The organism is Rhizobium etli CFN 42 (genome assembly GCF_000092045.1).
Lineage (GTDB): Bacteria > Pseudomonadota > Alphaproteobacteria > Rhizobiales > Rhizobiaceae > Rhizobium > Rhizobium etli.
Genome location: NC_007764.1, coordinates 32,471 through 56,394 on the forward strand (window position 1 = coordinate 32,471; position 23,924 = coordinate 56,394).

Consider the following 23,924-nt stretch of genomic DNA (forward strand, 5'->3'; position numbering starts at 1 on the left):
TCTGCTACCCTTTGACTCCGCCTGATGTCATGCCTGCGACGATCTGGCGATTGAAGAAGATGAAGACGATCAGCGGCGGGATCGTCACGAGGAGGATGTTCATGAAGAGCAGATTGTACTGGCTCGAATACATGCTCTGGAAATTGTAAAGCGTCAGCTGCACCGTCACGTTCTCCTTGCCCGGCAGGTAGTAGAGCGGATTGGTGAAGTCGTTGAAGATCGCGATCGACTGGACGACGATATTGGTCACGGTCACCGGCTTCAGCAGCGGCAGGACCACCCGGAAGAAGATCTGCCTGGGCTTGGCGCCGTCGATCAGCGCCGCCTCGTCGAGGTCGCGCGGGATGGTCGAGATAAACGACCGATAGAGCAGGACCGAAAAGGAGAGATTATAGGCGACCTGGATCAGGATCATTCCGGTCATGGTCTTGAAGAGGCCGATGTCCTGCAAAAGGCCGATGGTGGGAACAACGGCCGGCGGCATCATCAGGCCCATGAACAGCGCAGCGAAAGCCACGCGGTTCCACGCCGTCTTACGGCGCTGCATCACATATCCGACCATCGCCGACAGCAGGATCAGGATCGCGACGGAAACGACCGTGATCAGCGTCGAATTGAAATAGGCAAGCACGAGCTGATAGTCGCGCGCCTTGAAGACGGCGACGAGATTGTCCCAGAACAGCCAATGCTCAGGAAGTTCGAAATCGAGCCGGGAAGCCTCCGATTTGGATTTCACCGCCTGCAGGGCGACGAAAACGAAAGGCATGACGAAGACGACGGCCGCGACGGCAAGGGCTATCGCGCCCGTCAGATAGGGGCGGACGCTTCTCATTCCTCGACCTCGCGCCGGTTGAACCACAGGGTGAAGGGCAGGATGATTACGGCAATCAGCGCGAACAGAATGACGTTTCCGGCCGTCGACAGCCCATAAAAACCAGCCTGGTACTGTTTGTAGATGACCGAGGCGATCACATCGGAGGAGAAACCGGGTCCGCCCCGGGTCATGGCCCAGATCAGGTCGAAAGAACGGAGCCCGCCGATCAGCGACAAGGTCACCACGATGACGGTGGCGGGACGCACGAGCGGCAGGGTGATCCGAAAGAATTGCTGGAGCCGCGTGGCGCCGTCGATCCTCGCCGCCTCGTAATAATCGGGGCTGATCGCAGCAAGACCGGCGATGAAAATCAGGGTGGCGAGGCCGACACCCTTCCAGACATCGACCAGGGCCACCGAAAAAAGCGCGAGCGCCGGATTGGTCAGCCATCCCGGCCCAGGCATTCCAAGCGTCTCGAGCGTAACATTGATGATGCCCTTGGTCGGATGCATCATCACCGTGAAGGTGATGCCGATGCCGATGGTCGAGACCAGCACGGGAAAGAAGACCAGCGTGCGCAGGAAGCCCCGGGCGAAGATATTGCTGGTCAGCAGCACGGCGAGCAGCAGGCCGCAGACCGTCTTTAAGCCGGATGTCGTCACGGCATAGATCAGGGTGTTGACCAGCCCCTTGACCAAGAATGGCTCGGAAAAGAACTGCTGGAAATTTTCAAGCCCGATAAATTGCGCCGTCGAGAGATCCCAACGCGTCAGGCTGTACCAGAGAGACGATATGGTCGGAAAAAGGAACAGCACGCCATAAATGATGGCGGCGGGAATGAAAAACCACAGCGGGTAGGGCGATTTGCGCGGGTGCGGGCGTGTCTCGGTCATGACTACCTCTTCAGGGGAAACCTCGCCCCGTCAGGAGCGAGGTTAGCTGGCCCGAACGACCGCTACCAGTTGGGCAGGCCGAGCTGCTTGGCCTGTTTGCGCACATCCTCGTCATAGAGCTTCGCTGCCTCGGCGGGCTGGCGGATGCCGGAACCGACTTCGACGGTGATCTGCTCGAGAGCCGGGCCCTTCACCGGTGATACGAATTCCAATGCCGGGGTCGTCTTTCCCTTGGCCTCGAAATAGGGGAGCATGTCCTTTACGGCAGGCGGCACGTCGGCAGGCAGATCGCAGCCGTCGATCAGCGGAGGCCCCTGCACGGTGTTGGTTTCCACCATGATCTTGCAGCCTTCGACGCTTCCGGCGAAATCCACGAATTTCTTCGCTTCCTCAGCGTGCTGGCTGGTCAGCGGAATATAGAGGGCGGGCGGCATCCAGACGGTCAGGCCGTTCGTCTGCGCATCGTCGCTCGGCTGCGCGAAGAAACCGACATCTGCAAGGTTCTCGGGATAATTCTGCTTTATCGCGCCGATGGCGAAGCTCAGCATCGGATAATGCGCCGCTTCGCCGGTCGCCACCATTCTGAGGCCGTCGTCATAGCTTGCCGCGCCGAAATCCTCGTTCATCAGGCCGGCGTCGTGAACATCCTTCAGCCGTTCGAAGCCTTTTGTGGCGGCGGGCGTCTCCGCATATTTCGCCTTGTTGGCGGTATAGTCGGCGGCGAAGTTCGGCACGACGGCATGCAGATTGTAATAGTCGGCCAGAACGAACAGCTGCGATGTCCAGGTATCGCGATAGGTCTGCGCCACGGCGACCTTGCCCGAAGTCTTGACCTTGGCATTGTTGGCCATGAAATCCGCCCACGTCTTCGGAACGGTGAGGCCGAGGTCCTGATAGATCTTCCTGTTGTAGAGGATGCCACCCGCCATCGCCGTGCCGAAGGGAACGCCGTAGAGCTTGCCATCGGCACGGACGACCGACTTGAAGCCTTCATCCACCTTCACCTGCGACTCGAGACCGCTCAGATCGACAAGTGTCTGCGCCGGCTTCAGCGCCTGTAAGAGAGAGCCAGAATTATAGAGGAACACATCGGACATCTCCCCCGTCGCCAGGCGCGTCTTGATGATGTTGTCACCCTCGCCGCCGCCTGCCCGCGGCTCGATTTCGATCGTCACGTCGGGCACCTTGGCCTGGTAGGCCGCAACGAGTGCTTCGGCTGCCGCGACCGTGTCGGGGTTGTTGTCGATCAGGAAAGACAGCGTGCTTTCTGCATGCGACGGGCTGGCCTTGAAGGCCAGAAGCGCGGATGCGCCGGCAAGAATGAGCTTTATCCGATGTGTCATGACGTTCCTCCTCTGAACGGTGTGACCTATATGCTCCTCAGTAATCGGGTAGCGAAAAGACCAGCCGATGCGTGCCCGGGGGAAGAACCGCCTCCTCGATGACAGGCTCCCCGTTGAGTGACACATTCCGGTGCCGCCGGCCGGGCCGGAAGCGGCCGACGCAACCCTCCGGAAGCGTCAGCGCATAGGTGACTTCGCTGCCGGTGCAGTGCCAGCCGGCCTCGATGCGCCCCTGGCTGATATCGTGATAGGCCGAAACCGGTGAAAGCGACGGGATTGGCGCCGGGTCGATGATCACTTCGGCAAAGCCGGGTGCGGCCGGGCTCGGCGAAATGCCGGCGACACATTCGAACAGCCACTGGCAGACCGCCCCGTAGGCATAGTGGTTATAGCTGTTCATGTCGGGTTCGTAGATGGTGCCGTCGGGCGCCATGGAATCCCAGCGCTCCCAGATCGTCGTTGCCCCCTTCGAGACCTGGTAGAGCCAGCCCGGCACATCCTCCTGCAGGAAGACTTTTTCGGCGAGGTCGTCCATTCCGAGTTTCGTCAGGGCCGGCAAAAGGGCCGGCGTGCCGATGAAACCGGTGCCGATCTTGTAGTCGGCATCGATGACCACCTGCCTGAAATGTCGCCGGGCGGCCGCATGATGCTCACCCGGTATCAGGTCATACAGGAAGGCCAGCGCATAGGATGTCTGATCGTTATGGGCGAGCCGCCCGGCCGGCGTGATGAACTCGTTGGCGAAAGCCAACCTGATCTTGTCAGCGCGGCCTTTCATCTGTTCTTCCAGCGCTTGTTCGCCGAGTACGCCTGCGATCTTCGCGAGAAGATCCGTCGAGATGAAGTGGTAGAGGGTGGCTGCACAATCGTCGGCAATCGTCGGGCGCGGCTTTCTGTTATCACCGACGGGCTGCAGCCAGTCGCCGAAGGTGAAGCCGCGGGCGCCCCACTGCGAGGGTGGATGGACGATCGGCCCGTTTGAGATGGACCAGACGAAATCGACCCAGCGCACCATCGAGCCCAGGCACTCCGAAAGTACGGACCGGTCGCCGTAATGGGTGTAGAGGACCCAGGGGATCACGACAATCGCATCACCCCAACCGGTCGAGCCGGCATAGCCCGGGAAATTGCCGGGGTGCAGACGCGTCGGGTCGGGCGAGAAATGCGAGACGGCGCCGTCCTCGCGCTGGTCGGCCATCACATCGCGCAGATATTTCTTGAGGAAGGACTGGCTGTCGCTCAGCCAGCAGGCCGTCCCGGCAAACACTTGGGCATCACCCGTCCAGCCAAGCCGTTCGTCGCGTTGCGGGCAATCTGTAGGCACTTCGATGAAATTGGCGCGCTGCGACCAGATGGTATTCTCAACCAGGCGATTGACGAGAGGATTGCCCGAGGTGAAGCCGCCGGCCGGTTCCGGCACCGAGGAGATCGGGATCGAGGCGATTTCAAGAATCTCCGCATCGCCGTTGATCGTCACCCTGGCATAACGGAAGCCGTGAAAGGTGAAATGGGGCGCATAGGTCTCGTCGCCGTCTCCGCTGAGCGTATAGAGGGTATGCGCGGCAGCCGCGCGATAGTTGCGATTGTCGAAATGGCGATCGGGACCGAGCACTTCCGAATGCTCGACCCGCACTTCGGTGCCGGCGACGCCATGAACCGTATATCTGACGTAACCCCCGACATTCTGGCCGAAATCATAGATGGTCCTGCCTTCATGATCGGTCCAGCTTCCGATAGGGGCGAGCGGCTGCAGTTCCCGCACCGCTGCCGTCTCATGCGCGACGAGCAGTCCTTTGTCGAACGGCAATCGCTCCGTACCGTGCGTTTCCGCGGCAGTTTCCAGACGTGCGTCGTAAATCTCGCCGAAATAAATCCCCGACTTCAGGATCGGCAGAGGACCGCTTTGCCAAGTTGTATCGGTGGAAAGCAGGGGACCGCTGGTGCCCACCAAATCCGCAATGGCGCCGATCCTGTCGCCCCAGCAGTTAGGAATAGCCTTGGCGCCCCACATGATGGGCGAGCGGTACCATCCGTCGGCGAGCCAGATTTCTATCCGGTTGGGACCGGGTCTCAGCAGTTTCGAGATGTCGTAACGCTGATAGGCAATGCGGGCGTCGTAATTCGTCCAGCCGGGCGTCAGCACATCGTTCCCGACGCGGGTGCCGTTGATGAAGCAGCGATAGAGGCCGAGCGCCGAGATGAAGAGTTCGATCGGAAGGCCGGTGCCGTCATGATCGAAGGTCTTGGAGACGAAGCTTGCGGCCGTTCCCTGGCCGCGGTCCGACAGCGGTGCGATCATCTCTCCGGACCAGGCGCGCGAAACGAGATTGCCGTCGATGGCTGCCGGCTGAAAGTTCATCAAGTTCTCCCGACGAGTTGTAGAACGTTCTCCATATAACGTTCTACATTTTTTTCGGAAGCGCAATAGAAATTTCGTCGCCAGTCTGCCATGGTGGTTCTGCGAGCGATTGTGACGGCCCGCAGAGTAGCCCAGAGATTTCATGTCGATCGAAGAGAAGAAAAGACTAAAACGAAATGATCGCGTGACGATCCGGACAGTGGCAACGCATGCAGGCGTATCGGTTGCCGCGGTCTCGAAGGTGATGCGAAACGCCTACGGCGTCAGTGAAGCGTTACGGGCGAGAGTGACCGACGCTATTGAAGTGCTTGGATATCGTCCCTCACGCGCGGCGCGCGGATTGCGGGGCCGCAGTTTCACCATCGGCGTGCTTTTGATCGACATCCGCAATCCCTTCCTTCCGGAGGTGATTGCCGGCGTGAATGGCGTGCTGGCGCCTTCGCATTACCAAGCGATGATCGGCGTCAGCGATGCGCGCGTGCAATTGGAGACGTCGCTGATCGAGTCGATGATCGACTATAAGATGGACGGCCTGATCCTGGTTGCGCCGCGCCTGCCCTCTGACATCATCGCAAAATTCGCGGCTCAGATACCGATCGTCGCGGTCGGTTATCACGATGCGGGCGCCACGGCCTTCGATACGGTCAATGCCGACGACCAGCGCGGAGCCGAGCTTGCGGTGGAAGCGTTGCTTGCCTGCGGCTATCGCGACATCGAAATGCTGAGCCTCGGCGAGCGTGAGGGGCACCAGGTCTCCGTCGTCCGTCAGCGTGAGATCGGCTTCCGCCGGGCGATTCAGCGTGCCGGATTGGGGTCGTCTGCGCCGATCACGAAAATTCCGATTGCCCCGCCAAAGCGGGAGGAAACGATGCGAAAGTTCCTGTCGAGGAAGAACAGGCCGCGCGCCGTGTTCTGCTGGAGCGATCTCGACGCCATCACCCTTCTGAGCCTGGCGATGGAAATGGGTGTGCGTGTGCCCGAGGACCTTGCCGTCGTCGGATATGACAATTCGTCGACCGCCGCGCTCGGCCTCGTCAATCTCGCAAGCATCGATCAGTCGGGCAGGGAGCTCGGTCAGGTTGCCACCCGGACGCTGATTTCGAGAATAGAGGGCCGCACCGGTGCCGAGCATATTTTCCAAATGCCGTCGCTGGTCAGCCGCAACAGCCTGACCCGATCCGGCAAGGCTCCGGTTGCCTAGGGCGAGGGTTGGAAAGGCCGGCAGCCCATGTGCGCTTGCCGGCCTCGCAGTCTCAGGCGGCCTTGCCGAATTTCGAGGGACGCGTGGCGGCAGCCTTCTCGACCATGGCGGTGACTTCGGTGCGCCGTGCCCCCGAAAGCGGCAGGCGCGGCATGCGGACGCGTTCGGAGCCACGGCCCATGATCTGCTCGGCGAGCTTGATGGATTGCACGAGGTCATGCTCGGCATCGAGATGCAGAAGCGGCATGAACCAGCGGTAGATCCTGCGGGCCTCTTCCCAGTCGCCGCGTTCGGCCGCAGCAACGAGCTGCACGGATTCCTCAGGGAAGGCGCTGGTCAGGCCGGAGACCCAGCCCTTGGCGCCGAGCATGAGGCCCTCGAGCGCGACGTCGTCGAGGCCGGCAAAGATATCGAAACGGTCGCCGAAGGCGTTGATGAGATCGGTGAAGCGGCGCGGATCTGGCGCACTTTCCTTGACCGCCTTGATATTCGGCACGTCGGCAAGCACCTTCAGCACGTCGACGCCGATGTTGACGCGGTAGGCGGGCGGGTTGTTGTACAGCATGATCGGCAGCGAGGTCGCCTCAGCGACAGTGCGGAAATGCGCGATCAGTTCTTCCGGCTTCGGCACATAGACCATGGCCGGCAGCAGCATCAGGCCATCGGCGCCGAGTTTTTCGGCGTCGCGAGCATAGGCGACCGCACGGCGCGTGTCGAATTCGGAGACGCCCGTCACGACGGGAACGCGACCGTTGACGACCTCGACGGCGGCTTTGAGGATTGTGCGCTTCTCATCGGGGTCGAGCGAATTGTTTTCGCCGCATGTGCCCATGACGATTAGTCCGTTGACGCCGTCATTGACGAGCGCGTCCTGAACGCGCTGGGTCGAAGGCAGATCCACGGAAAGATCTTCGTTGAATTGCGTCGTTACGGCGGGAAATACGCCCTTCCATCCTGTCGTCATCGATTGCACCCCGTTGAAGTCAGCCGTGTTATATACAAACTGTCGACAAGACTCAACCGGCTTTGTGAGAGCCGTTGCGGAAACTGGCCGAAACACAATAGAAGGCTTTTCGAACGAAAGGGCGGGATACATGCAGAACGACGCGGAAAATGTGCGAGTGCGCGGCTCGGGCACGCAGAGTGTCTATGTGACGCTGCGCCGGGAAATCCTGTCTATGGCGCTGGAACCCGGCAGCCCGCTCGATGAGGTCCGGCTGTCGGAGCGTTTCGGGATGTCGAGGACGCCCATTCGCGAGGCGCTATTGCGGCTTGCCGCCGATGGCTTGGTCACAACCTTGCCGAACCGAAACACGATCGTTGCGCCGATCGATTTCGCAAGCCTGCCCACCTATTTCGAAGCGCTGACGCTGATGTACCGGGTGACGACGCGCGGGGCGGCCCAACGGCGAAACGACGCGATCATGGAGACCATCCGCCGGCACCAGAAGGACTTCGCCGGCGCGGTTGCCAAGCGCGACGCCTATGCGATGATCGAGGCGAACCGCGAATTCCACGTGGCGATCGCCGAGCTTGCCGGCAACTCCTATTATACGACCTTCTTTGCCAAGCTGCTCGACGAGGGCCGGCGCATCCTTCGCCTTTATTACTCTGCCTTCGATGACCGCCTGCCGCGCCAATATGTCGACGAACACGAGGAAATCATCGCCGCGATCGAGGCCGGTGACGCCGAGCAGGCCGACCGGCTGGCAATAGCCCACGCCGGCCAGATCGTCCGTCAGATCCAGGACTACCTCGCCCGCGACCTTGACCGGCCGGTGGCGATCGGCCTGTCCTGAGGGAGGCCGGGCTTGCCGCATGGCGCCGGCCACGGACTCGGGCTGGAAATCCATGAAAAGCCAATATTGTTCGCGGCACTGACACGCCGCTTGCCGCCGGCATGTGTTTTTCCAATGAACCGATGATCGTCTTCCCCCGATAAATTCGGGATCCGCCTGGAGAACCCTATCTACATGACCGCGGACGCTCCGCGCTGGTTCACCGACCCGGCGGCCGGACCGACCGAGCCGTTCTCCTGAGCGGGCGCCGTCCGCCCGCTCAGGCAGCTGCACCTCGTTTTTGAATGCCGACAGCGCTTCCGGACTTGAGCTTGACCTCGATGACCGGAACGGTGACCTTGGCGCGGCGCACCGGCAGGACGAAGGTCAGTTCATCCTCGGCGACGGGGAATTGAGTGTTCGCCCAAAGGTATTGGCCGAAGGGCACAGCCAGGGTGACCTCGCTGGCGTCATGCAGGAATTGCGCATATTCGATCTTGCCCGCCAGCGCAACCAGGCCGCCGGGGCAGGCTTGAGGAATTGACGGGCGCCTGTATCTTTCTGGCCTCAGACGCTTCGAGGTACATCAATGGTCAAAGACTTTATGAAGACGGAGGCGTATCGGCATGTCCTTGAAAATCAGTAAGACACCGGGGGAACTCCGCTCAGCCCGCTGGTTCGCATCCGAAGACCTGCGCGGCTTCGGCCATCGCTCGCGCCTGATGCAGATGGGTTATGACGCCGGCGACTGGGCCGGCAAGCCGTTGATCGGCATCCTGTCCACCTGGTCCGACCTCAACCCTTGCCACGCCCATTTCAAGCATCGCGTTGAAGACGTGAAGCGTGGAGTGCTGCAGGCGGGCGGCTTTCCGGTGGAAATGCCGGCGCTGGCGCTGTCGGAAAACTTCATGAAACCGACCACCATGCTCTACCGCAACCTCCTGGCGATGGAGACCGAAGAGCAGATCCGCGCCCATCCCGTCGATGGCGTGGTGCTGATGGGCGGATGCGACAAGACCACGCCAGGCCTCATCATGGGAGCGCTCAGCGCCGGCGTGCCGATGATCTACCTGCCGGCGGGGCCGATGCTGCGCGGCAATTATGCCGGCCAACATCTCGGTTCCGGTTCGGACGCCTGGAAATATTGGGACGAGCGGCGCGCGGGTACGATATCGGACAAGGAATGGATCGGCATCGAGGCCGGCATTGCGCGCTCCTACGGCCATTGCATGACGATGGGAACCGCCTCGACCATGACCGCAATCGCCGATGCGATGGGGCTGACACTGACGGGCGCCTCATCCATTCCCGCGCCTGACGCCAACCACATCCGTATGTCGGCGCAAACAGGTCGTCGGATCGTCGAGATGGTCTGGGAAGACCTGACGCCGGATCGTATCGTCACCCCGGCAGCCGTCCGCAATGCCGCGACGGTCGCGATGGCGACCGGCTGTTCGACGAATGCGGTCATTCATCTCCTGGCCATGGCGCGTAGGGCAGGGGTGGCGTTGACGCTCGACGATCTCGATGCGCTGGGCCGAACCACGCCCGTCATCGCCAATATCCGCCCTTCCGGAAAGATCTATCTGATGGAGGATTTCTACTATGCCGGCGGTCTTCTGGCGCTGATGTCGCAGATCCGCGAGCGGCTCGATCTGGACGCCTTGACGGTTTCGGGGGAAGCGCTGGGCGCGGCGCTGGCCGATGCAAAGATCTATAATGACGACGTGATCCGGCCGCTTTCCAACCCGATCTATCCGGAGGGCTCGCTTGCCGTGCTCAAGGGCAATCTGGCGCCCGACGGCGCGGTGATCAAGCCGGCGGCCTGCGACCCGCGCTTCCATGTGCATCAAGGGCCGGCGCTGGTCTTCGACAGCTATCCCGACATGAAGGCGGCCGTCGAGGACGAGACACTCGATGTGACGCCGGATCACGTAATGGTGCTTCGCAATGCCGGGCCGCTCGGCGGTCCCGGCATGCCGGAATGGGGCATGCTGCCGATGCCCAAGGCGCTGCTGAAGCAAGGGCATCGCGACATGCTGCGGCTGTCGGACGCGCGCATGAGCGGCACCAGCTATGGCGCCTGTGTTCTGCATGTGGCGCCCGAAGCCCATGTCGGCGGCCCCCTCGCCTTGCTGCGCAATGGCGATATCGTCAGGATCGACATTCCCAACCGCCGCCTTGACATGCTGGTCGACGAGGTCGAGCTGATCCAGCGCCGCGCCGCATGGATGAAGCCGGCGGATCGCTTCGGCCGCGGTTATGGCTGGATGTACGCTTCCCATGTCAGCCAGGCCGACAAGGGCTGCGATTTCGATTATCTGCTGCCGGAATTCGGTCCGGCAGCGGGAGAACCGGACATTTTCTAGGAGGACATGTATGACGACACTTTCGGACAGTACGCGCGACAAACTCATGCGGGTCAGCGTCGCCACGATCAGCACGGCGCTCTTCAAGCGCGGCCTGCGCAACCAGACCATCCAGGATGTGCAGCCGGTCGCTCACAAAGGCCGCAATATGGTCGGTCCGGCCTATACCCTCCGCTACATTCCGGCGCGCGAAGACCTGAACAAGCTCGAGGTTTTCCGCAATCCGGAACACCCGCAGCGCGCCTGTGTCGAAACCTGCCCCCCGGGCGCCGTGCTGGTGATGGACAGCCGCAAGAATCCGCGCGCCGCTTCCGCCGGCTCGATCCTCGTCACCCGGCTGATGGTGCGCGGCGTGGCGGGTGTCGTCACCGATGGCGGTTTCCGCGACAGCCCCGAAATAGCGGGGTTGGCCATCCCTGCCTATCACAACCGCCCCTCGGCGCCGACGAACCTGACGCTGCACCAGGCGCTCGACATCAATGTGCCGATCGGTTGCGGCGACGTGGCGGTCTGGCCCGGCGATATCATGGTCGGCGACGACGAAGCGGTGATCGTCATTCCGGCCGAACTCGCCGACGAGATCGCCGAGGAGGCCGTGGAAATGACCGCCTATGAGGATTTCGTCACCGAGCGCGTGCAGGCCGGCCAATCGATCATCGGTCTCTATCCGGCGACGCAGCCGCGCAATCTTGAGGAATTCGCCGCCTGGCGCGCCAAACACGGCCGTTGACCGGCGCTCGAGCTCGCGAATCTGGCCGCCATGCAGGGCGCGCCGCACACGGGGAAGGCGATCCCGATTTCCTCCAGCAAGGCGCCGGCGAGTTTTAGTAGCCTCGTCTCCTTATCTTGTAGACTGCGGCTGGAGGTAGATTGACAACGTGCGGCCGATACGCGGGCTTTCAGTCCCAATCGGTCAGGAATAGGACGTGGCACCGGGCACTCTCGACTGTAAGTGAATTGATAAAACGCGGCGCCATGTCGCAGATAAAAGAACGCGCCGCCGAGAATCTTGATCACCTTGCGGGGCGGCATAGAAAGAAGCGGCAGGCCACTGATGACAGCACCAATGGATCCGTGGTTGGCGATCTTTGCGGCGTCTGTCGGCCCATTTAGATGAGCGGAATCGATTTCGTTGAATTGAATGATATTTTTATCTGCAAGGTTCAGCGAATCTTTCACATTGACTGAAAATCACCGACTGCTGACATCGAAACGCACCTCAACAAGCATCATACCGACCGCGAGCGTGTTGAATGTTCTTCCGATTGCTATCCGCCCACATGACGAGAGCCATGACTGGCGCAAGAAGTGTTCGCCCCACGTCCGTCAACTCATAGTCCACGCGCGGCGGAATAGTGGGAAATAAGGTCCGCTTCACCAACCCGTCGCGTTCTAACCCGCGCAAGTTAATGGTCAGCATCCGTTGTGAAATCCCGTCGATCCGACGCCGCAATTCATTGAACCGAACAGGTCCGTCCTTGAGGGTTGCGATGATGTACAGGGTCCATTTGTCGCCGACGAGATCGAGGATTTCCCGAACCATCTTGCAGTCGTCACCCTGGCTGGGGGTAGGAAAATCGATGTCACTAAGTGTCATGAAAGTGCCTTCTTGCGGCATAGCGGTCGGTCACCTTAATAGTGTTGGTAACAAGAGTGTACCACCCTGTTCACATCGGAGCAATCATGACCAACATCCTCATCGTCACATCGAGCCCTCGTGGCCCGGAAGGTCTATCCACCCGGTTTGCGACCGAGATCGCCGAAGGCCTGAAGACTGCGCTGGGCGGCACCCTTTCAAGGCGTGATCTGGCAGCCAACCCACCGCCGCATATCGCGCAAGCCTATATTGGCGGCCGCGTCGTTGGGCCCGAGACCCGCACCCCCGAACAGGCCAAGGCGGTCGGCCTTGCCCAGGAGCTGGTCGACGAGGTGACGGCGGCTGACGTGATCGTCCTGGGTTCGGGCATGATCAATTTCGGCCCGTCGTCGCAGCTGAAGGCCTGGTTCGATCATATCACCTGGCCGGGCGTGACCTTCGGTTACAGCGCAGCCGGCAAGCCGCAGGGATTGCTGACCGGCAAGAAGGTGTATCTGGTCACTGCCTCAGGCGGGGTCTTCTCCGAAGGTGACTGGGCCGCCTTCGATTTCCAGACCGGCTATCTGCGCCACCTCCTCAGCTTCATTGGCCTGACAGACATCCAAATTATCCGCGTGGAAGGCACCGTCTTCGGTCCCGAGGCGGCCAAGGCTGCCATAGCAGCCACCGAAGCCCAGGTTCGCGCGGTGTTGGAAAAGGCCGCCTGAAAACGGCGCCCTCCAAGCCTTAAGACAAAGGAAAATGCTATGAAGATCGCTCTCTTTGGCGGGACCGGGCCAACCGGCAAGCACATTATCGAAGAGGCGCTGCGGCGAGGATACGCGCTGTCTGTCTACACGCGTGACGCCACAAAACTTTCGGCCGTCGATGGCAAGATCGACGTCATCGTCGGCGACCTGAGCAATCGCGAGGCGATCAGGGCATGCATCGCGGGCGCAGACGCGGTGATCAGCGCGCTTGGGCCAAACAGCCTGAAATCCCGCGACAAACGGCCGATCATGCCCGGCGTCGGCGCAATCATCTCGGCTATGGAAGAGCTGAACGTTCGCCGCCTCATCCAGATCTCGACGGCTGCCCATCGTGATCCGAAGGACGGATTCGACTTCAAGTCGCAGGCATTCGTTCTGTTGTTCAAGCTGATCGTTCATAACGCCTATGATGACATCAAGGCGACGGCCGAACTGGTGAGCAAATCGCACCTCGATTGGACACTGGTTCGGATTCCCAACCTGAAGGATGGTCCCGCGACAGGCCGGGTGGACGCAGGCTGGTACGGCAAGTCGAAGCTCGGAATGAAGCTGTCACGCGGGAACCTTGCGAAATTCCTGGTCGATCAGGTGACAGCCACAGAGTTCGTGCGCGCCGCACCGGGGATAGCCGACGGAAACTGATGGAACATTCGACCCGGCGTGACGCCCCGAAAGGTTGCATGCGGTTCGGCAGCATTCAGCAGCGCCAGACATAAACGCTCTTTACGAGGCAAGAGACATCCATGACACCCAAGGGATTTACGACGGCGGATGTGCCGGACCAGTCAGGCAAGTGCTTTATCGTCACCGGCGCCAATACGGGAATAGGCTTCGAAGTGGCGAGTGCGCTTGCGGCGCGGCGCGCAAGAGTGCTGCTCGCCTGCCGCGACGAGGCCAAGGCGAAAGCGGCGATGAACCTTATTCGTCAGAAGACCTCTGGTGCCGATCTCGCCTTCCTGCCGCTTGACCTGGCGGATCTGGAAAGTGTGCGGCGGGCGGCTGAACTGGCTGCCAGGGAGCCGCGTATCGACGTGCTGATCAACAATGCCGGCGTAGGGGCCGGCGCTGAAGCTTACGGCGCAGGATTTCGAACAGACATTCGGAGTTAATCACCTCGGTTGCTTTGCTTTCACCGCGCTCATGCTGCCCAAGCTCGCGGAGACGCCGGGATCGCGGATCGTCGTCACGAGCAGTGGACAACACAAGGGCGCGAAAATCGAATGGGACGATCTTAACGCTCAAAAGAGCTACAAATGGCTTCCGCGTTATGCCGCCAGCAAGCTCGCGAATCTTCTCTTCGTATTTGAACTGGATCGGCGGCTGAGGGCGGCTGGAGCGCCGGTAACGGCGGTCGCATGCCATCCAGGGCTCGTCGGATCGAACCTCGCCCGCGGCAGTTGGTGGGGCAACATGGCAATGACCATGATCGGCTTGCTGTTCGCCAACCCGGCTATGGGCGCCTGGGGTGCGCTGCACGCAGCGACCTGGAAAATAAAGCCTGGCGGCTACTACGGACCAACGGGATTGTCCGGGTTGCGAGGTCCGTCCGGTGAGAGTGTTATCTCCGAGGAGGCAAGGGATCCGCTGCTGGCCGAACGACTGTGGGATGTGTCTGTGACAATGACCGGGATTGATCCTGGCTTGCCTCCCGTCAATCGACGGGCCTGACGGACAGACGAAAGGTCCCGAACCCGCCTTCAAGCGGCTCACCCCCGGAATGTTCGGCTCAATGACCAGAAGGATCGCATCATGCTGCAAATCGAGCTTTATACCGAGATCACCTGCCCCTGGTGCATCATCGGACACCACCGTCTGGACAAAGTTCTGGCGGAACGCTTCCCTGAGCTGGAGGTGGATATCCGCCAGCATCCGGTCCTCCTGCTTCCCGATGGGCCGGCGGAGGGCCTGTACATTCCTGACCTGCTCCTCAAGCGCTACGGCGTGACGGATCCGAAGGCATCGTTCGCCCGGCCCGAGGCGGAAGCGCGCGCGTCCGGCCTCGATCTCGACCTGAGCCGGCAGCCCTGGACTTACAGGACGCAGGCAGCGCATGGTCTCATCCTTGCGGCGCAAGCACGTGGAACACAACATCAGCTCGCGGTCGCGATCACCCATACGCATTTCTTGGAAGCAAAGAACATCTCCGACCCCGACGTCCTCGCGGATGTCGCCGCGGCCTACGGCCTCGAGCGCGAAGAGGCCCGTGCAATCGCACTCGATCCAGAGCAGCACCGACGTGTGGAGCAGGAAGCTGTCCGATCGATGGCGGCCGGGGTACTCAGTTCCGTACTTCGTCTTCGGCCGACGCATCGCAATCAACGGCGGACGCAGCGAAGACGAGATTGCAGCCGCTATCCGTGAGGCCGCTGATGTCAATCTGTCTGCCCAACAAAGCTTACGCAATTTCCGCTCGATCGTTCGCCATCCCCATGCTTCATCAAACCAGCATCGACTGCTGGGCGGAGATACCCGCCGTCGCGCCCTGCGATATTGCCGTGGTGACGGAGGCCATCGCTGGGTTTGCAAGATCGCCGGCGGCGTAGATGCCGGGCATGCTGGTTTCGCGACGCTCATCGACCTTGAGCGCGATGCCGAAGGGCGTATTGACCGTGGCGAGGCCCAGTGATTCGTGCAGGCTTGCGGACGGCTTGTTGCGTGGATGCGCGAACAGGATATCGACCCCGGCATTGCGGCCGCTCTCGAGATTAACGGTGGTGATATGCCCCCGGTGATTGGTGATTTCGACGATCCGGCCGTCGATGACAGGTATGTTGCGGCGCGCCAAATCGGCCTGGATATCGGGTGCAATGTCGTGACCATTTGCGAAGACCGTCAACGTGTCGGTCCAATCGTGGTACAGCCTGACATAATTGTGCGACTGCGGGCCGGACCAGACGAGGCCCCAATGCTGGTCGGCGACTTCAAAGCCGTCGCAATAGGGGCAGGGCACGATGGACGTGCCCCAGCTTTCGGCAAAGCCCGGAACATCAGGCATTTGATCGGCAACGCCGTAGCTCAGGATCAGGCGGCGCGCCCCAAGGCTTTCGCCATCGCCAGTAAGGACGGAGAACTTGTCGATGGCGCCGGAGATGCTGTCGGCTCGGGCATTGACCAGCTTGACCGTGGAATAACGCGTCAGTTGCTGCCGCGCCTCAGCCAGGATGTCCAGCGGTGGCTTGTGATCGTGGCCGAGCAGGCCATGCGAGTGGCCAGCGAAGCGATTGCGCGGCAGGCCGGTATCGAGAACGGTGACCTTGCGGCGGGTACGGCCGAGCTGCAGGGCGGCGGCGAGACCGGCAAAACTGCCGCCGATGATGATGACGTCATCCATGGTGATAAGCTCCGTGCTGTGGATGGAGGAGGATTGAGCTGGGGCTGGCGCGAAATTTTGTCCAGCGATCGCATTCGATATCGCCGGGCGGCCGGGGGATATTTGATTTAGAGGACAGGTTGAAATCCCCCCCGTTGGCTTGCATATTTTGGATACTGCATGTTATCGTAATTCAATAATAACGATACTGTCAAGGATCTTAATTGTCGTGAACGAACAAAGCCAGGGTCGACGCGGCCGGCCCACCAACCAGGCGCTTGGCCAAACGATACTCGACGCAGCGTACGAGCTCTTTGTGGAACTGGGTTTTCAAGCGACGACATTGGACAAGGTTGCCCAGCGCGCGAAGATATCCAAGCTCAGCATCTATCGGCACTTCGAGAACAAGGAGGCGCTGTTCAGCGCTGCCATGGCGGCCCGCTGCCATCAGTTTGCACCACAGGCCCTTTTTGAAGGCGTCGACGGTTCGGCCGAAGATCAGCTCATGACGGTGGGATCGTCCCTGCTTCGCACGCTGTTGAACCCGGACGTCCGCAGTGTCGAAGCCATGGTCATGGCCGACAAGACGAATCAAAAGTCGATAAGCAAGCTTCATTACGAAGCCGGCCCGGCCTATGTCATCGCCCAAATCGAGGCCCTGTTGCGTCAGTTGCACGCGAAGGCGATGCTGAACGTGCCCGATCCTCTCCAGTCCGCCCGCTTGTTTGGCGCGCTTTTCAAAGGATCCGATCTCCTCATTATTGCGCGCTTCGATGAGGCGAGAGCAGAGGACGACAACGAAATCGAATCCTATTGCCGGTCGGCCGTCGCCATGTTCATCGCTGCGCACGGTGGCGACAACGCGGGCGGATAGCCTGGCAAAGAACGGATCAGAAAGAGGACATGAGATGGCAGAGAAAAATATTTATCAGGTCGCCGACTGGAATGGCCAAAGCGGGGAGCGCTGGGTCGCTTACCAGGCCCGGCTCGATGCCATGCTGGCGGTGTTCGGCCAGGCCGCGATCGAAGCCGCCGCGCCCGCCATGGGCGAACGCGTGCTGGACGTCGGCTGCGGCGCGGGGGCGTCTAGTCTGGATCTGGCCGTCCGCGTCGGCCCGGGGGGCCATGTGCTGGGCGTGGACATATCCGAACCGCTGATCGGCAGAGCGCGCGCGCTAGCGCCGCAGGATACGCCGGCCCTGTTCCAGGTGGCCGACGCCAGCAGCATCGAGTTGCCCGAGGGCGCGTTCGACATCCTGTTCTCGCGCTTCGGAGTGATGTTCTTCGACGATCCTACGGCGGCGTTCGCTCATATGCGCCGTGCGCTCAAGCCGGGCGGGCGGGTCGCTTTCGTCTGCTGGCGCGGCATGGCCGAGAACGATTGGGTCTGCCTGCCGATGGGCGCGATCAAGGGCATCGTCCCGCCGACCGCGCCGCCCGATCCCGAAGCGCCCGGCCCATTCTCGTTCGGCGACCGGGGGCGGGTGGCGCGCATCCTGACGGCGGCCGGCTTCGCCGATATCACTATCGAGCCCTTCGATGCTTCTATCCCGTTGGGCGAGGGCGGGACGCGGGACGCGGCGATCGACGACGCGCTGGAGATGACACTCGAGGTCGGCCCGCTGTCGCGCGCGCTCGCTGATCAGCCCGACGACGTCCGCGCCCGCGCCTCGGTCGCGGTTCGTGCCGCCTTCGCGGACCGCCCCGGCGAGCGGTCGGTGATGATCGACGGCGCGGCGTGGATCGTCACGACGCGCAATCCGGCAAGCTGACAGGGATTAACAGGGGGGAGACGCCCCGTCTCGATGGCTCGGCGTCGGCCGTGGCGATCGACCCCGCACCGCTTACGGCCGGAACGCAGAGGAGGTAGGGCGGCGGGCTTTTCTCCCAGGTCGCACCGCTGCCATTGATTTAGATCGCGCTCATCGGCGACTACCTCTGGAACGAAACTAACCGCCCCCTCGCCAGAGCTATGGGAAGAGAGAAATTTCCATGAGCCCCTGCAACCCCAATCACGACGAGTTTGCGATCATGTCCGGTCAGCGCGGCGAATAACGCCTTTATCGGCAATCATCGCAGAGCACCTCGCAACATCTGGCAGGACGCGCAGGCGGCACAACGCCGCCTGCTGGGGGATACGTCCCGCGGCCTCGTTCCATTGGGGGAGGAACGCGACCGAAGAGGTTTGCCACGCATGCCAAGTGTCAGTCGGCGCGCGGGACTGTATGGCGGATAATTTGCGGCATCGCGCGTCATCTCTGACCTTGTCCTCGCCTCGATTGCTCGGGATGGAAGGCGATAGCCGCGTGATCGTTGGAGGCCTGTGGCTCCTCGTCATCGGTCTTATCGTGCGGGTCGGACCAGTGCACGAGACGTTTCAGCCACTCGTGCAGGTCGTCGACGAAGGTGAAAATGACCGGGATCACGATAAGGCTGAGCAGCGTCGACATGATCACGCCGCCGATCACCACGATTGCCATCGGCTGTCGAAAGCTTGAATCGCCACCCGTCAGGCTGAGAGCCGCCGGAAGCATACCGAATGCCATGGCAATGGTGGTCATGACGATCGGCCGAGCGCGTTTGTGGCAGGCATCCACCAGGGCGTCAAACCGCGACATGCCCTGGTGGCGCGACATGATCGCATATTCGATGAGAAGGATAGAGTTCTTCGTCACCACGCCCATCAGCATGAGCAGGCCGATGACGGCCGGCATGGAGAAGCTGGTTCCAGTCACGACGAGCGGTACCAATGCCCCGCCAAGGGAGAGCGGCAGAGCCATCAGCAGAGTAAGCGGCTGAAGGAAGTCGTGGAAGAGCACGACGAGAACCGCATAGATGCAGAACACGCCGATCGCCATTGCGAGCGCGAAGCTTTGGAAGAGTTCCGAGCTGCGCTGAAGCTCGCCCTGTTCAACAAGCGTGACGCCCGGCGGCAGATGCCGAAGTGCCGACAGCGCCTGTGCCTCGCGGTTGACGTCGCCGAGGATGCGGCCGTTGAGTTCGACGGACACCGTTACATTGCGCATGCGGTCGATTCGATCGATTTCGGAGGGGCTGCCGCCGATCCTCACATCGGCGATCGATCCGAGATCGACATTGCCGTGCGTTCCCGCCACGCGCATGTTCTTGATGTCGTCCAGATTGGTGCGCGTCTCGGGCGAGAAGCGGACGACGATGGGAATCTGCCGCTGAGGCAAGTTGAGCTTCGGCAGATCGGAGGAATATTCCCCGTTCGTCGCCACGCGCACCGCCTCGGCGACGGCGCTCGACGTGACTCCGAGTGCGGCGCTGCGCGCAAAGTCGGGTGTGATCTGGATCTCGGGCGCCTGCCGGGCCGCCGTCGACGTCACCGCGCCGATGCCCTTCAGTGAGCGGAGCTGTTCCTCGAGCGCCGTGCTGGCGCTGTCGAGGACATTTGCGTCGTCGCCTGCCAGTGTGATCTCGAGTTTCGTGCCATTGCCGCCGCCGCCGACCTCGACGCGCACGCCAGGGAGGACGGAGAGCGCCTGTCGGATGTCGCTTTCGATTTCCGATTGCTTGCGGCCGCGCTCGTCGACGGGCGGCAGCACGGCAACGAGCGTCGCCGATCCGACATCGCTCGTGGTGCTGGCATCGGGGCCGCCGCCCGAGGAGGTTGAACCGACGGCGGAAAAGACATGCGTGACGTCAGGAAGCTTGCCGACAATATCCGCGGCCCGCCTTGCCGTTGCATCCGTCTGCTCGATGGTGGCGCCCGGCTGCATGGTCAGCGTGATCTGGGTTCGTGCGTCGTCGGACGCGGGCAGGAAGCCCGATTTCAGCAGGGGGATGGTCGCAAGCGAGAGCGCCACGACGACGGCGGTGACGGCCACGGTCGTCTTCCGGCGGTTCATGGCGGCCTTCACGATTGCTATATAGGCACGCATGATCCGGCCATCCTTCTCTTCCGTCGGATGGGCCTTCATGAAATAGGCGGCCATCATCGGCGTCAGCAGGCGCGCGACCACGAGCGAGGCGAGCACCGCAACGGCGGCGGTAATGCCGAACTGGCGGAAAATAAGGCCCGGTATGCCCCTCATGAAGGCCGTCGGCAGGAAGACCGAGACCAGCGTGAAGGTGGTTGCGATGACGGCTAGCCCAATCTCGTTGGCTGCTTCGAGGGCGGCATCGATCGGCCGTTTGCCCATCTGCAGGTGGCGGGCGATGTTCTCGATCTCGACGATTGCATCGTCGACAAGGATGCCGACCACCAGCGACAATGCAAGCAGCGTGACGATATTCAGGCTGAAGCCGGCGAAATACATGATGAGGAAGGTCGGTATGACAGACAGAGGCAGCGCCACGGCCGACAGGATCGTCGCTCGCCAGTCCCGCAGGAAAAGCCAGACGACGATGATCGCCAGGATCGCACCTTCGTAGAGCATGTGCATCGAACCATCGTAATTGCCGATGATCGGTCCGATCGTGCTGTAAGCCTCGTCAATCTGCACGTTGGAATGCTTGGCTGCGAACTGTTTGACCGCCTGGTCGACGGCGGCAGCAACACCGCTGTCGGAAAAGCCGTTCGAGCGCTTGATCTCGACCGCGATCACCGGCTTGCCGTCGAGATAGGCCATCGAAGAGCGTTCAGCGAAGCTGTCGGTGACGGATGCGACGTCGTCGAGGCGAACCTGCTGGCCGTTCGCCAGGGGGATTTTCAGCCCCTTCAGCGCTTCGACCGACGGCAGGGCGCCAAGCGTGCGCAAGGTCTGGCGGGTGCCGCCGATCTCACCGAGGCCGCCTGACGTATCCGTCTGCACCGCTTTCAGCTGCGATGATACGGTGGCCGCGGTGACGCCGAGCGACGCCATCGTTCCGGCATCGAGATCCACATGGACCTCGCGGTCGATGCCGCCGATGCGGTTCACTTGCCCGACGCCGGGCACCGACAGCAGCGCCTTGGTCAGATCATTGTCGACGAACCAGGAAAGTTCGGTCTCGTTGAGAGCGGTCGAGCGGACGGCATAGGTGACCAAAGCGGAGCTCTGTACCGTGACCTTGCTGACGCTCGGTGTTTCCATCTGCGCCGGCAGGTCACCCTTGACGCTGTCGACGGCATTGCGAACTTCGTTCAGGGCCGTTTCGCTGTCTTTTTCCAGCTTGAAGGACACCTTGATCGACACGGTGCCGTCGGTGATCGTCGTCGTGATGTGGTCGAGATAGCTGAGTGCGGCGAGACTATCCTCGATCTTGCGGGCGACCTCGGTTTCGAGCTGCGCCGGTGCCGCACCTTCGAGCGTGGCGGTGACATTGATCGTGGGAAGGTCCATATCGGGGAAGTTCTGGATCGGCAGCTGCTTGAAGGCCAGGAGGCCACCAACGGTCAGCATCAAAAACAGCAATATCGCCGGTACGGGATTGCGGATCGACCAAGCTGAGAAGTTCATCAGTTTTTCTCCGCAATCTTCACGAGGTCATTGTCAGAGAGGAACGCGCCGCCCGAGGTCACTACCTTCGACGAGCGGTCGATGCCGGAAACGATTTCCACCTCGCCGTTGTTGCGGCGGCCTGTTTCCACCCTGACCCTTTGCACCCGCTGATCGACGCCTGAAGTGAAGAGGTAGCTGATCCCGTCCCGGAACACGATCGCCGTCTCGGGTACGGTCAGCGCCGAAGAGGTCTGCAGTTCGATGTTGCCGGTGACATAGAGACCTGTGCGCGGACGGACATCCGCGGGAAGCGCGACATAGACGATTGCGCGGCTGGTATCGGTGCTCACCGCAGGTCCAACAAGTCGCACCTTGCCGTCGATGACCTGGCCCTCCGGACCGCTGATCTTGACCCTCATGCCCTCCGAAATGCGCGGGAGATAACGGGCTGAAACTTCGGCCTGCCATTCCACACGCTGCTGGCGCACCATGCGAAATAACTCCGTGCCCGCGGAGACGACTGCGCCGAGATCGGCGGACCGCGAGGTTATCAGGCCGTCATCAACGGCGGTGACAGTGGTCTGCGCAAGCTTGATCTTTTCGCTGCCGAGTGCGGCCTCTTCGGATGCAAGGCTTGCCGTCGCCGTCTGCTCGTCGGCCAGGTATTCGACGATCTTTTCGTCGGAAAGCGCGCCGGAAGAACGCAGCTGCCGTGCCCGGTCAGCATTGGCCTTGGCCTTCGAAAGACTTGCCTTGGCGTTCTCGACGGCCGCCTCCTGCTTGCGAAGATCGGCCATCACGCTTTCCTGGGAGAGCCGAACGAGCGTCTGTCCCTTCGTGACCACGGAGCCGACGTCGGCCAGGACATCGGTTATCCGCAGGCCGCTCGTTTCGGAGGCGATGACCGCTTCCTGCCAGGGTTTCAGCCACCCACTCGCCGGAACGGTCTCGGGCCAGTCCCGTTGCGCCGGCGTCGTCAGAGAGACGGTGAGAGCCGTTGCCGTGGGTTGTTCCGCCATGGCAAAACGCACGGGGGAGACAAGAGCTGCCGCAACAAATGCAGCGGCAAGTATTTTGGAGGGTCTTCTCAACAAAGCATTCCTTGTGGTCAAAGGCATCTGTGGCCTTTGCGATCCGCGCGAAGAGGACGAAGGACTGCCCCTCATGTCGAGGCGATCCGTCCTGGTCCGCATCCATGTCATGGCAGGATAAGTAACGGGGCGAACGTTAAGCGCGGTCAAGTTCGTGTTAAGTTAGGTAAAACTTGGCCGGTCGAGCGTGTCTGTGCTGTATGGCTTGCCCGGATTCGAGCATGATGCCGAAAAGTGTAAGCGGTTTTCGGACGACATCATGCTCTAACTCTTAAATGTAGAACAGGATGCAGATTTTAGGCCGAGCCGGCCTAAATCATCCTGTTCTAATGACGGACAACGCAAATGAACAAGGTTCTCCTCATCGACGACGATGCCGAGCTGACGACGCTTCTGCAGGAATATCTGGTGGAGGAAGGATATGATGTCGCAACGGATACGGATGGTCGCGCCGCCATCGCCGCGGCTGCCGGCAATACGGTCGATATCATCGTGCTCGACATCATGATGCCGCGGATGAACGGCATCGAGGTCCTGCAGCGGATCAGGAAGCTGAGCCAGGTGCCCGTCCTGATGCTGACCGCAAGGGGCGACGACGTGGACAGGATATCGGGCCTCAATCTCGGCGCCGACGACTACGTGCCGAAACCATGCTCGCCCGGCGAACTGGCGGCAAGGCTGCGGGCGATCCTGCGCCGTGCGGGTCAGCCGGCGGCGGGCGCATCGACCGACACGATCACGGCGGGACAGCTCGTAATCCACTCCGGCAGCAGAAGCGCCGAATGGCGCGGTGAGGCTTTGGAACTGACCGGCACCGAATTCGGCCTGCTCGAAGTTCTCGCCCGCAGCGCCGGCCAGTTGGTATCGAAGCAGGATATTTCGAAGCGGGCATTCGGAAAACCGCTCACGCCGTTCGATCGCCGTATCGACGTCCACATCAGCAGCGTTCGCCAGAAACTCGGGCTGCGGGAGGACGGGCAATCCTGGATCCAGTCCGTCCGCGGTCAGGGTTATCAACTGCTGTTGGATTGAC

Annotated in this window: 18 protein-coding genes and 6 pseudogenes; 13 read left to right on the forward strand and 11 right to left on the reverse strand. The window is 61.5% G+C overall.

All coding sequences use genetic code 11. From position 1 onward, the window contains the following. Window positions 1-4 precede the first annotated feature (4 nt). The 4 genes from RHE_RS23035 to RHE_RS23050 form a co-directional block, all read right to left on the reverse strand. Window positions 5-832 (reverse strand): carbohydrate ABC transporter permease, encoded by an 828-nt coding sequence (locus RHE_RS23035; RefSeq protein WP_011427664.1) that lies wholly within the window; start codon window positions 830-832, stop codon window positions 5-7. Further along, window positions 829-1,707 (reverse strand): carbohydrate ABC transporter permease, encoded by an 879-nt coding sequence (locus RHE_RS23040; protein WP_011427665.1) that lies wholly within the window; start codon window positions 1,705-1,707, stop codon window positions 829-831. Before RHE_RS23040 ends, RHE_RS23035 begins: the two co-directional genes overlap by 4 nt. Window positions 1,708-1,769: 62 nt before the next feature. Further along, complete coding sequence (locus RHE_RS23045; RefSeq protein WP_011427666.1) at window positions 1,770-3,050, reverse strand: ABC transporter substrate-binding protein; 1,281 nt, start codon at window positions 3,048-3,050, stop codon at window positions 1,770-1,772. Window positions 3,051-3,087: 37 nt separating this feature from the next. Further along, window positions 3,088-5,409 carry an alpha-L-rhamnosidase gene (locus RHE_RS23050; protein ID WP_011427667.1) on the reverse strand — a complete coding sequence of 774 codons (2,322 nt, stop codon included), beginning with the start codon at window positions 5,407-5,409 and terminating at the stop codon, window positions 3,088-3,090. Window positions 5,410-5,551: 142 nt separating this feature from the next. Here RHE_RS23050 and RHE_RS23055 point away from each other — a divergent pair, with 142 nt between their 5' ends. After that, window positions 5,552-6,610 carry a LacI family DNA-binding transcriptional regulator gene (locus RHE_RS23055; RefSeq protein ID WP_011427668.1) on the forward strand — a complete coding sequence of 353 codons (1,059 nt, stop codon included), beginning with the start codon at window positions 5,552-5,554 and terminating at the stop codon, window positions 6,608-6,610. A gap of 52 nt (window positions 6,611-6,662) precedes the next feature. On the opposite strand, the gene RHE_RS23060 is transcribed toward RHE_RS23055, so the two are convergent. Further along, complete coding sequence (locus tag RHE_RS23060) at window positions 6,663-7,574, reverse strand: dihydrodipicolinate synthase family protein (protein WP_011427669.1); 912 nt, start codon at window positions 7,572-7,574, stop codon at window positions 6,663-6,665. A 130-nt stretch (window positions 7,575-7,704) separates the two neighbouring features. On the opposite strand from RHE_RS23060, the gene RHE_RS23065 reads away from it, so the two are divergent. Together RHE_RS23065 and RHE_RS32130 are read left to right on the forward strand one after the other, a co-directional pair. Next, complete coding sequence (locus tag RHE_RS23065; protein ID WP_011427670.1) at window positions 7,705-8,409, forward strand: GntR family transcriptional regulator; 705 nt, start codon at window positions 7,705-7,707, stop codon at window positions 8,407-8,409. Window positions 8,410-8,415: 6 nt separating this feature from the next. Further along, a pseudogene (locus RHE_RS32130) lies at window positions 8,416-8,649 on the forward strand (M24 family metallopeptidase); the annotation flags it as partial. Window positions 8,650-8,668: 19 nt separating this feature from the next. Here the strand turns inward: RHE_RS32130 and RHE_RS34505 are convergent. Continuing rightward, window positions 8,669-8,899, reverse strand: a pseudogene (locus RHE_RS34505) (alpha-L-fucosidase); the annotation flags it as partial. A 5-nt stretch (window positions 8,900-8,904) separates the two neighbouring features. On the opposite strand from RHE_RS34505, the pseudogene RHE_RS32140 reads away from it, so the two are divergent. The 3 genes and pseudogenes from RHE_RS32140 to RHE_RS23075 all read left to right on the forward strand — a co-directional run. Further along, a pseudogene (locus tag RHE_RS32140) lies at window positions 8,905-9,024 on the forward strand (SDR family oxidoreductase); the annotation flags it as partial. Beyond that, window positions 9,015-10,757 (forward strand): L-arabinonate dehydratase, encoded by a 1,743-nt coding sequence (gene araD, locus RHE_RS23070; RefSeq protein WP_011427671.1) that lies wholly within the window; start codon window positions 9,015-9,017, stop codon window positions 10,755-10,757. The pseudogene RHE_RS32140 and the gene araD, both read left to right, overlap by 10 nt. A 10-nt stretch (window positions 10,758-10,767) precedes the next feature. Then, the gene (locus tag RHE_RS23075) at window positions 10,768-11,487 is read left to right on the forward strand and encodes a ribonuclease activity regulator RraA (protein ID WP_011427672.1); all 720 of its coding nucleotides are present in this window, start codon (window positions 10,768-10,770) and stop codon (window positions 11,485-11,487) included. A 94-nt stretch (window positions 11,488-11,581) separates the two neighbouring features. Here the strand turns inward: RHE_RS23075 and RHE_RS34510 are convergent. Further along, window positions 11,582-11,888 (reverse strand): annotated as a pseudogene (locus tag RHE_RS34510) (phospholipid methyltransferase); the annotation flags it as partial. Between the two features lie 88 nt (window positions 11,889-11,976). Continuing rightward, window positions 11,977-12,354: a winged helix-turn-helix transcriptional regulator gene (locus RHE_RS23080; RefSeq protein WP_042119708.1), complete on the reverse strand. Its 378-nt coding sequence runs from the start codon at window positions 12,352-12,354 to the stop codon at window positions 11,977-11,979. Between the two features lie 86 nt (window positions 12,355-12,440). Here RHE_RS23080 and RHE_RS23085 point away from each other — a divergent pair, with 86 nt between their 5' ends. The 4 genes and pseudogenes from RHE_RS23085 to RHE_RS23100 all read left to right on the forward strand — a co-directional run. Beyond that, the gene (locus RHE_RS23085) at window positions 12,441-13,061 is read left to right on the forward strand and encodes an FMN-dependent NADH-azoreductase (protein ID WP_011427674.1); all 621 of its coding nucleotides are present in this window, start codon (window positions 12,441-12,443) and stop codon (window positions 13,059-13,061) included. Between the two features lie 39 nt (window positions 13,062-13,100). Beyond that, a complete protein-coding gene (locus tag RHE_RS23090) occupies window positions 13,101-13,745 on the forward strand; it encodes an SDR family oxidoreductase (RefSeq protein ID WP_011427675.1) in 645 nt (214 codons plus the stop codon). 101 nt (window positions 13,746-13,846) lie between these two features. Continuing rightward, window positions 13,847-14,771 (forward strand): annotated as a pseudogene (locus RHE_RS23095) (oxidoreductase). Window positions 14,772-14,852: 81 nt separating this feature from the next. Next, window positions 14,853-15,471 (forward strand): annotated as a pseudogene (locus tag RHE_RS23100) (DsbA family oxidoreductase); the annotation flags it as partial. 69 nt (window positions 15,472-15,540) lie between these two features. On the opposite strand, the gene RHE_RS23105 reads toward RHE_RS23100, so the two are convergent. Beyond that, window positions 15,541-16,434 (reverse strand): NAD(P)/FAD-dependent oxidoreductase, encoded by an 894-nt coding sequence (locus tag RHE_RS23105; RefSeq protein ID WP_011427679.1) that lies wholly within the window; start codon window positions 16,432-16,434, stop codon window positions 15,541-15,543. Window positions 16,435-16,642: 208 nt separating this feature from the next. On the opposite strand from RHE_RS23105, the gene RHE_RS23110 reads away from it, so the two are divergent. Then, a complete protein-coding gene (locus RHE_RS23110; RefSeq protein WP_041678950.1) occupies window positions 16,643-17,287 on the forward strand; it encodes a TetR/AcrR family transcriptional regulator in 645 nt (214 codons plus the stop codon). A gap of 34 nt (window positions 17,288-17,321) precedes the next feature. Continuing rightward, window positions 17,322-18,185 (forward strand): class I SAM-dependent methyltransferase, encoded by an 864-nt coding sequence (locus RHE_RS23115; protein ID WP_011427681.1) that lies wholly within the window; start codon window positions 17,322-17,324, stop codon window positions 18,183-18,185. 480 nt (window positions 18,186-18,665) lie between these two features. Here the strand turns inward: RHE_RS23115 and RHE_RS23120 are convergent, their stop codons facing one another. Both RHE_RS23120 and RHE_RS23125 read right to left on the reverse strand, forming a co-directional pair. Next, the gene (locus tag RHE_RS23120) at window positions 18,666-21,818 is read right to left on the reverse strand and encodes an efflux RND transporter permease subunit (RefSeq protein WP_011427682.1); all 3,153 of its coding nucleotides are present in this window, start codon (window positions 21,816-21,818) and stop codon (window positions 18,666-18,668) included. Further along, window positions 21,818-22,918: an efflux RND transporter periplasmic adaptor subunit gene (locus RHE_RS23125; RefSeq protein WP_011427683.1), complete on the reverse strand. Its 1,101-nt coding sequence runs from the start codon at window positions 22,916-22,918 to the stop codon at window positions 21,818-21,820. The genes RHE_RS23120 and RHE_RS23125 overlap by 1 nt, the downstream gene beginning before the upstream one ends. Window positions 22,919-23,236: 318 nt before the next feature. On the opposite strand from RHE_RS23125, the gene RHE_RS23130 reads away from it, so the two are divergent. Then, on the forward strand, window positions 23,237-23,923 hold the full coding sequence (locus RHE_RS23130) for a response regulator (protein ID WP_011427684.1): 687 nt from the start codon (window positions 23,237-23,239) through the stop codon (window positions 23,921-23,923). Window position 23,924 lies beyond the last annotated feature (1 nt).

Bases quoted from the DNA above. Each gene is read 5' to 3' on its own strand.
- RHE_RS23035 (WP_011427664.1), bottom strand. From the start codon at position 832: ATGAGAAGCGTCCGCCCCTATCTGACGGGCGCGATAGCCCTTGCCGTC.
- RHE_RS23040 (WP_011427665.1), bottom strand. From the start codon at position 1,707: ATGACCGAGACACGCCCGCACCCGCGCAAATCGCCCTACCCGCTGTGG.
- RHE_RS23045 (WP_011427666.1), bottom strand. From the start codon at position 3,050: ATGACACATCGGATAAAGCTCATTCTTGCCGGCGCATCCGCGCTTCTG.
- RHE_RS23050 (WP_011427667.1), bottom strand. From the start codon at position 5,409: ATGAACTTTCAGCCGGCAGCCATCGACGGCAATCTCGTTTCGCGCGCC.
- RHE_RS23055 (WP_011427668.1), top strand. From the start codon at position 5,552: ATGTCGATCGAAGAGAAGAAAAGACTAAAACGAAATGATCGCGTGACG.
- RHE_RS23060 (WP_011427669.1), bottom strand. From the start codon at position 7,574: ATGACGACAGGATGGAAGGGCGTATTTCCCGCCGTAACGACGCAATTC.
- RHE_RS23065 (WP_011427670.1), top strand. From the start codon at position 7,705: ATGCAGAACGACGCGGAAAATGTGCGAGTGCGCGGCTCGGGCACGCAG.
- araD (WP_011427671.1), top strand. From the start codon at position 9,015: ATGTCCTTGAAAATCAGTAAGACACCGGGGGAACTCCGCTCAGCCCGC.
- RHE_RS23075 (WP_011427672.1), top strand. From the start codon at position 10,768: ATGACGACACTTTCGGACAGTACGCGCGACAAACTCATGCGGGTCAGC.
- RHE_RS23080 (WP_042119708.1), bottom strand. From the start codon at position 12,354: ATGACACTTAGTGACATCGATTTTCCTACCCCCAGCCAGGGTGACGAC.
- RHE_RS23085 (WP_011427674.1), top strand. From the start codon at position 12,441: ATGACCAACATCCTCATCGTCACATCGAGCCCTCGTGGCCCGGAAGGT.
- RHE_RS23090 (WP_011427675.1), top strand. From the start codon at position 13,101: ATGAAGATCGCTCTCTTTGGCGGGACCGGGCCAACCGGCAAGCACATT.
- RHE_RS23105 (WP_011427679.1), bottom strand. From the start codon at position 16,434: ATGGATGACGTCATCATCATCGGCGGCAGTTTTGCCGGTCTCGCCGCC.
- RHE_RS23115 (WP_011427681.1), top strand. From the start codon at position 17,322: ATGGCAGAGAAAAATATTTATCAGGTCGCCGACTGGAATGGCCAAAGC.
- RHE_RS23120 (WP_011427682.1), bottom strand. From the start codon at position 21,818: ATGAACTTCTCAGCTTGGTCGATCCGCAATCCCGTACCGGCGATATTG.
- RHE_RS23125 (WP_011427683.1), bottom strand. From the start codon at position 22,918: ATGCCTTTGACCACAAGGAATGCTTTGTTGAGAAGACCCTCCAAAATA.
- RHE_RS23130 (WP_011427684.1), top strand. From the start codon at position 23,237: ATGAACAAGGTTCTCCTCATCGACGACGATGCCGAGCTGACGACGCTT.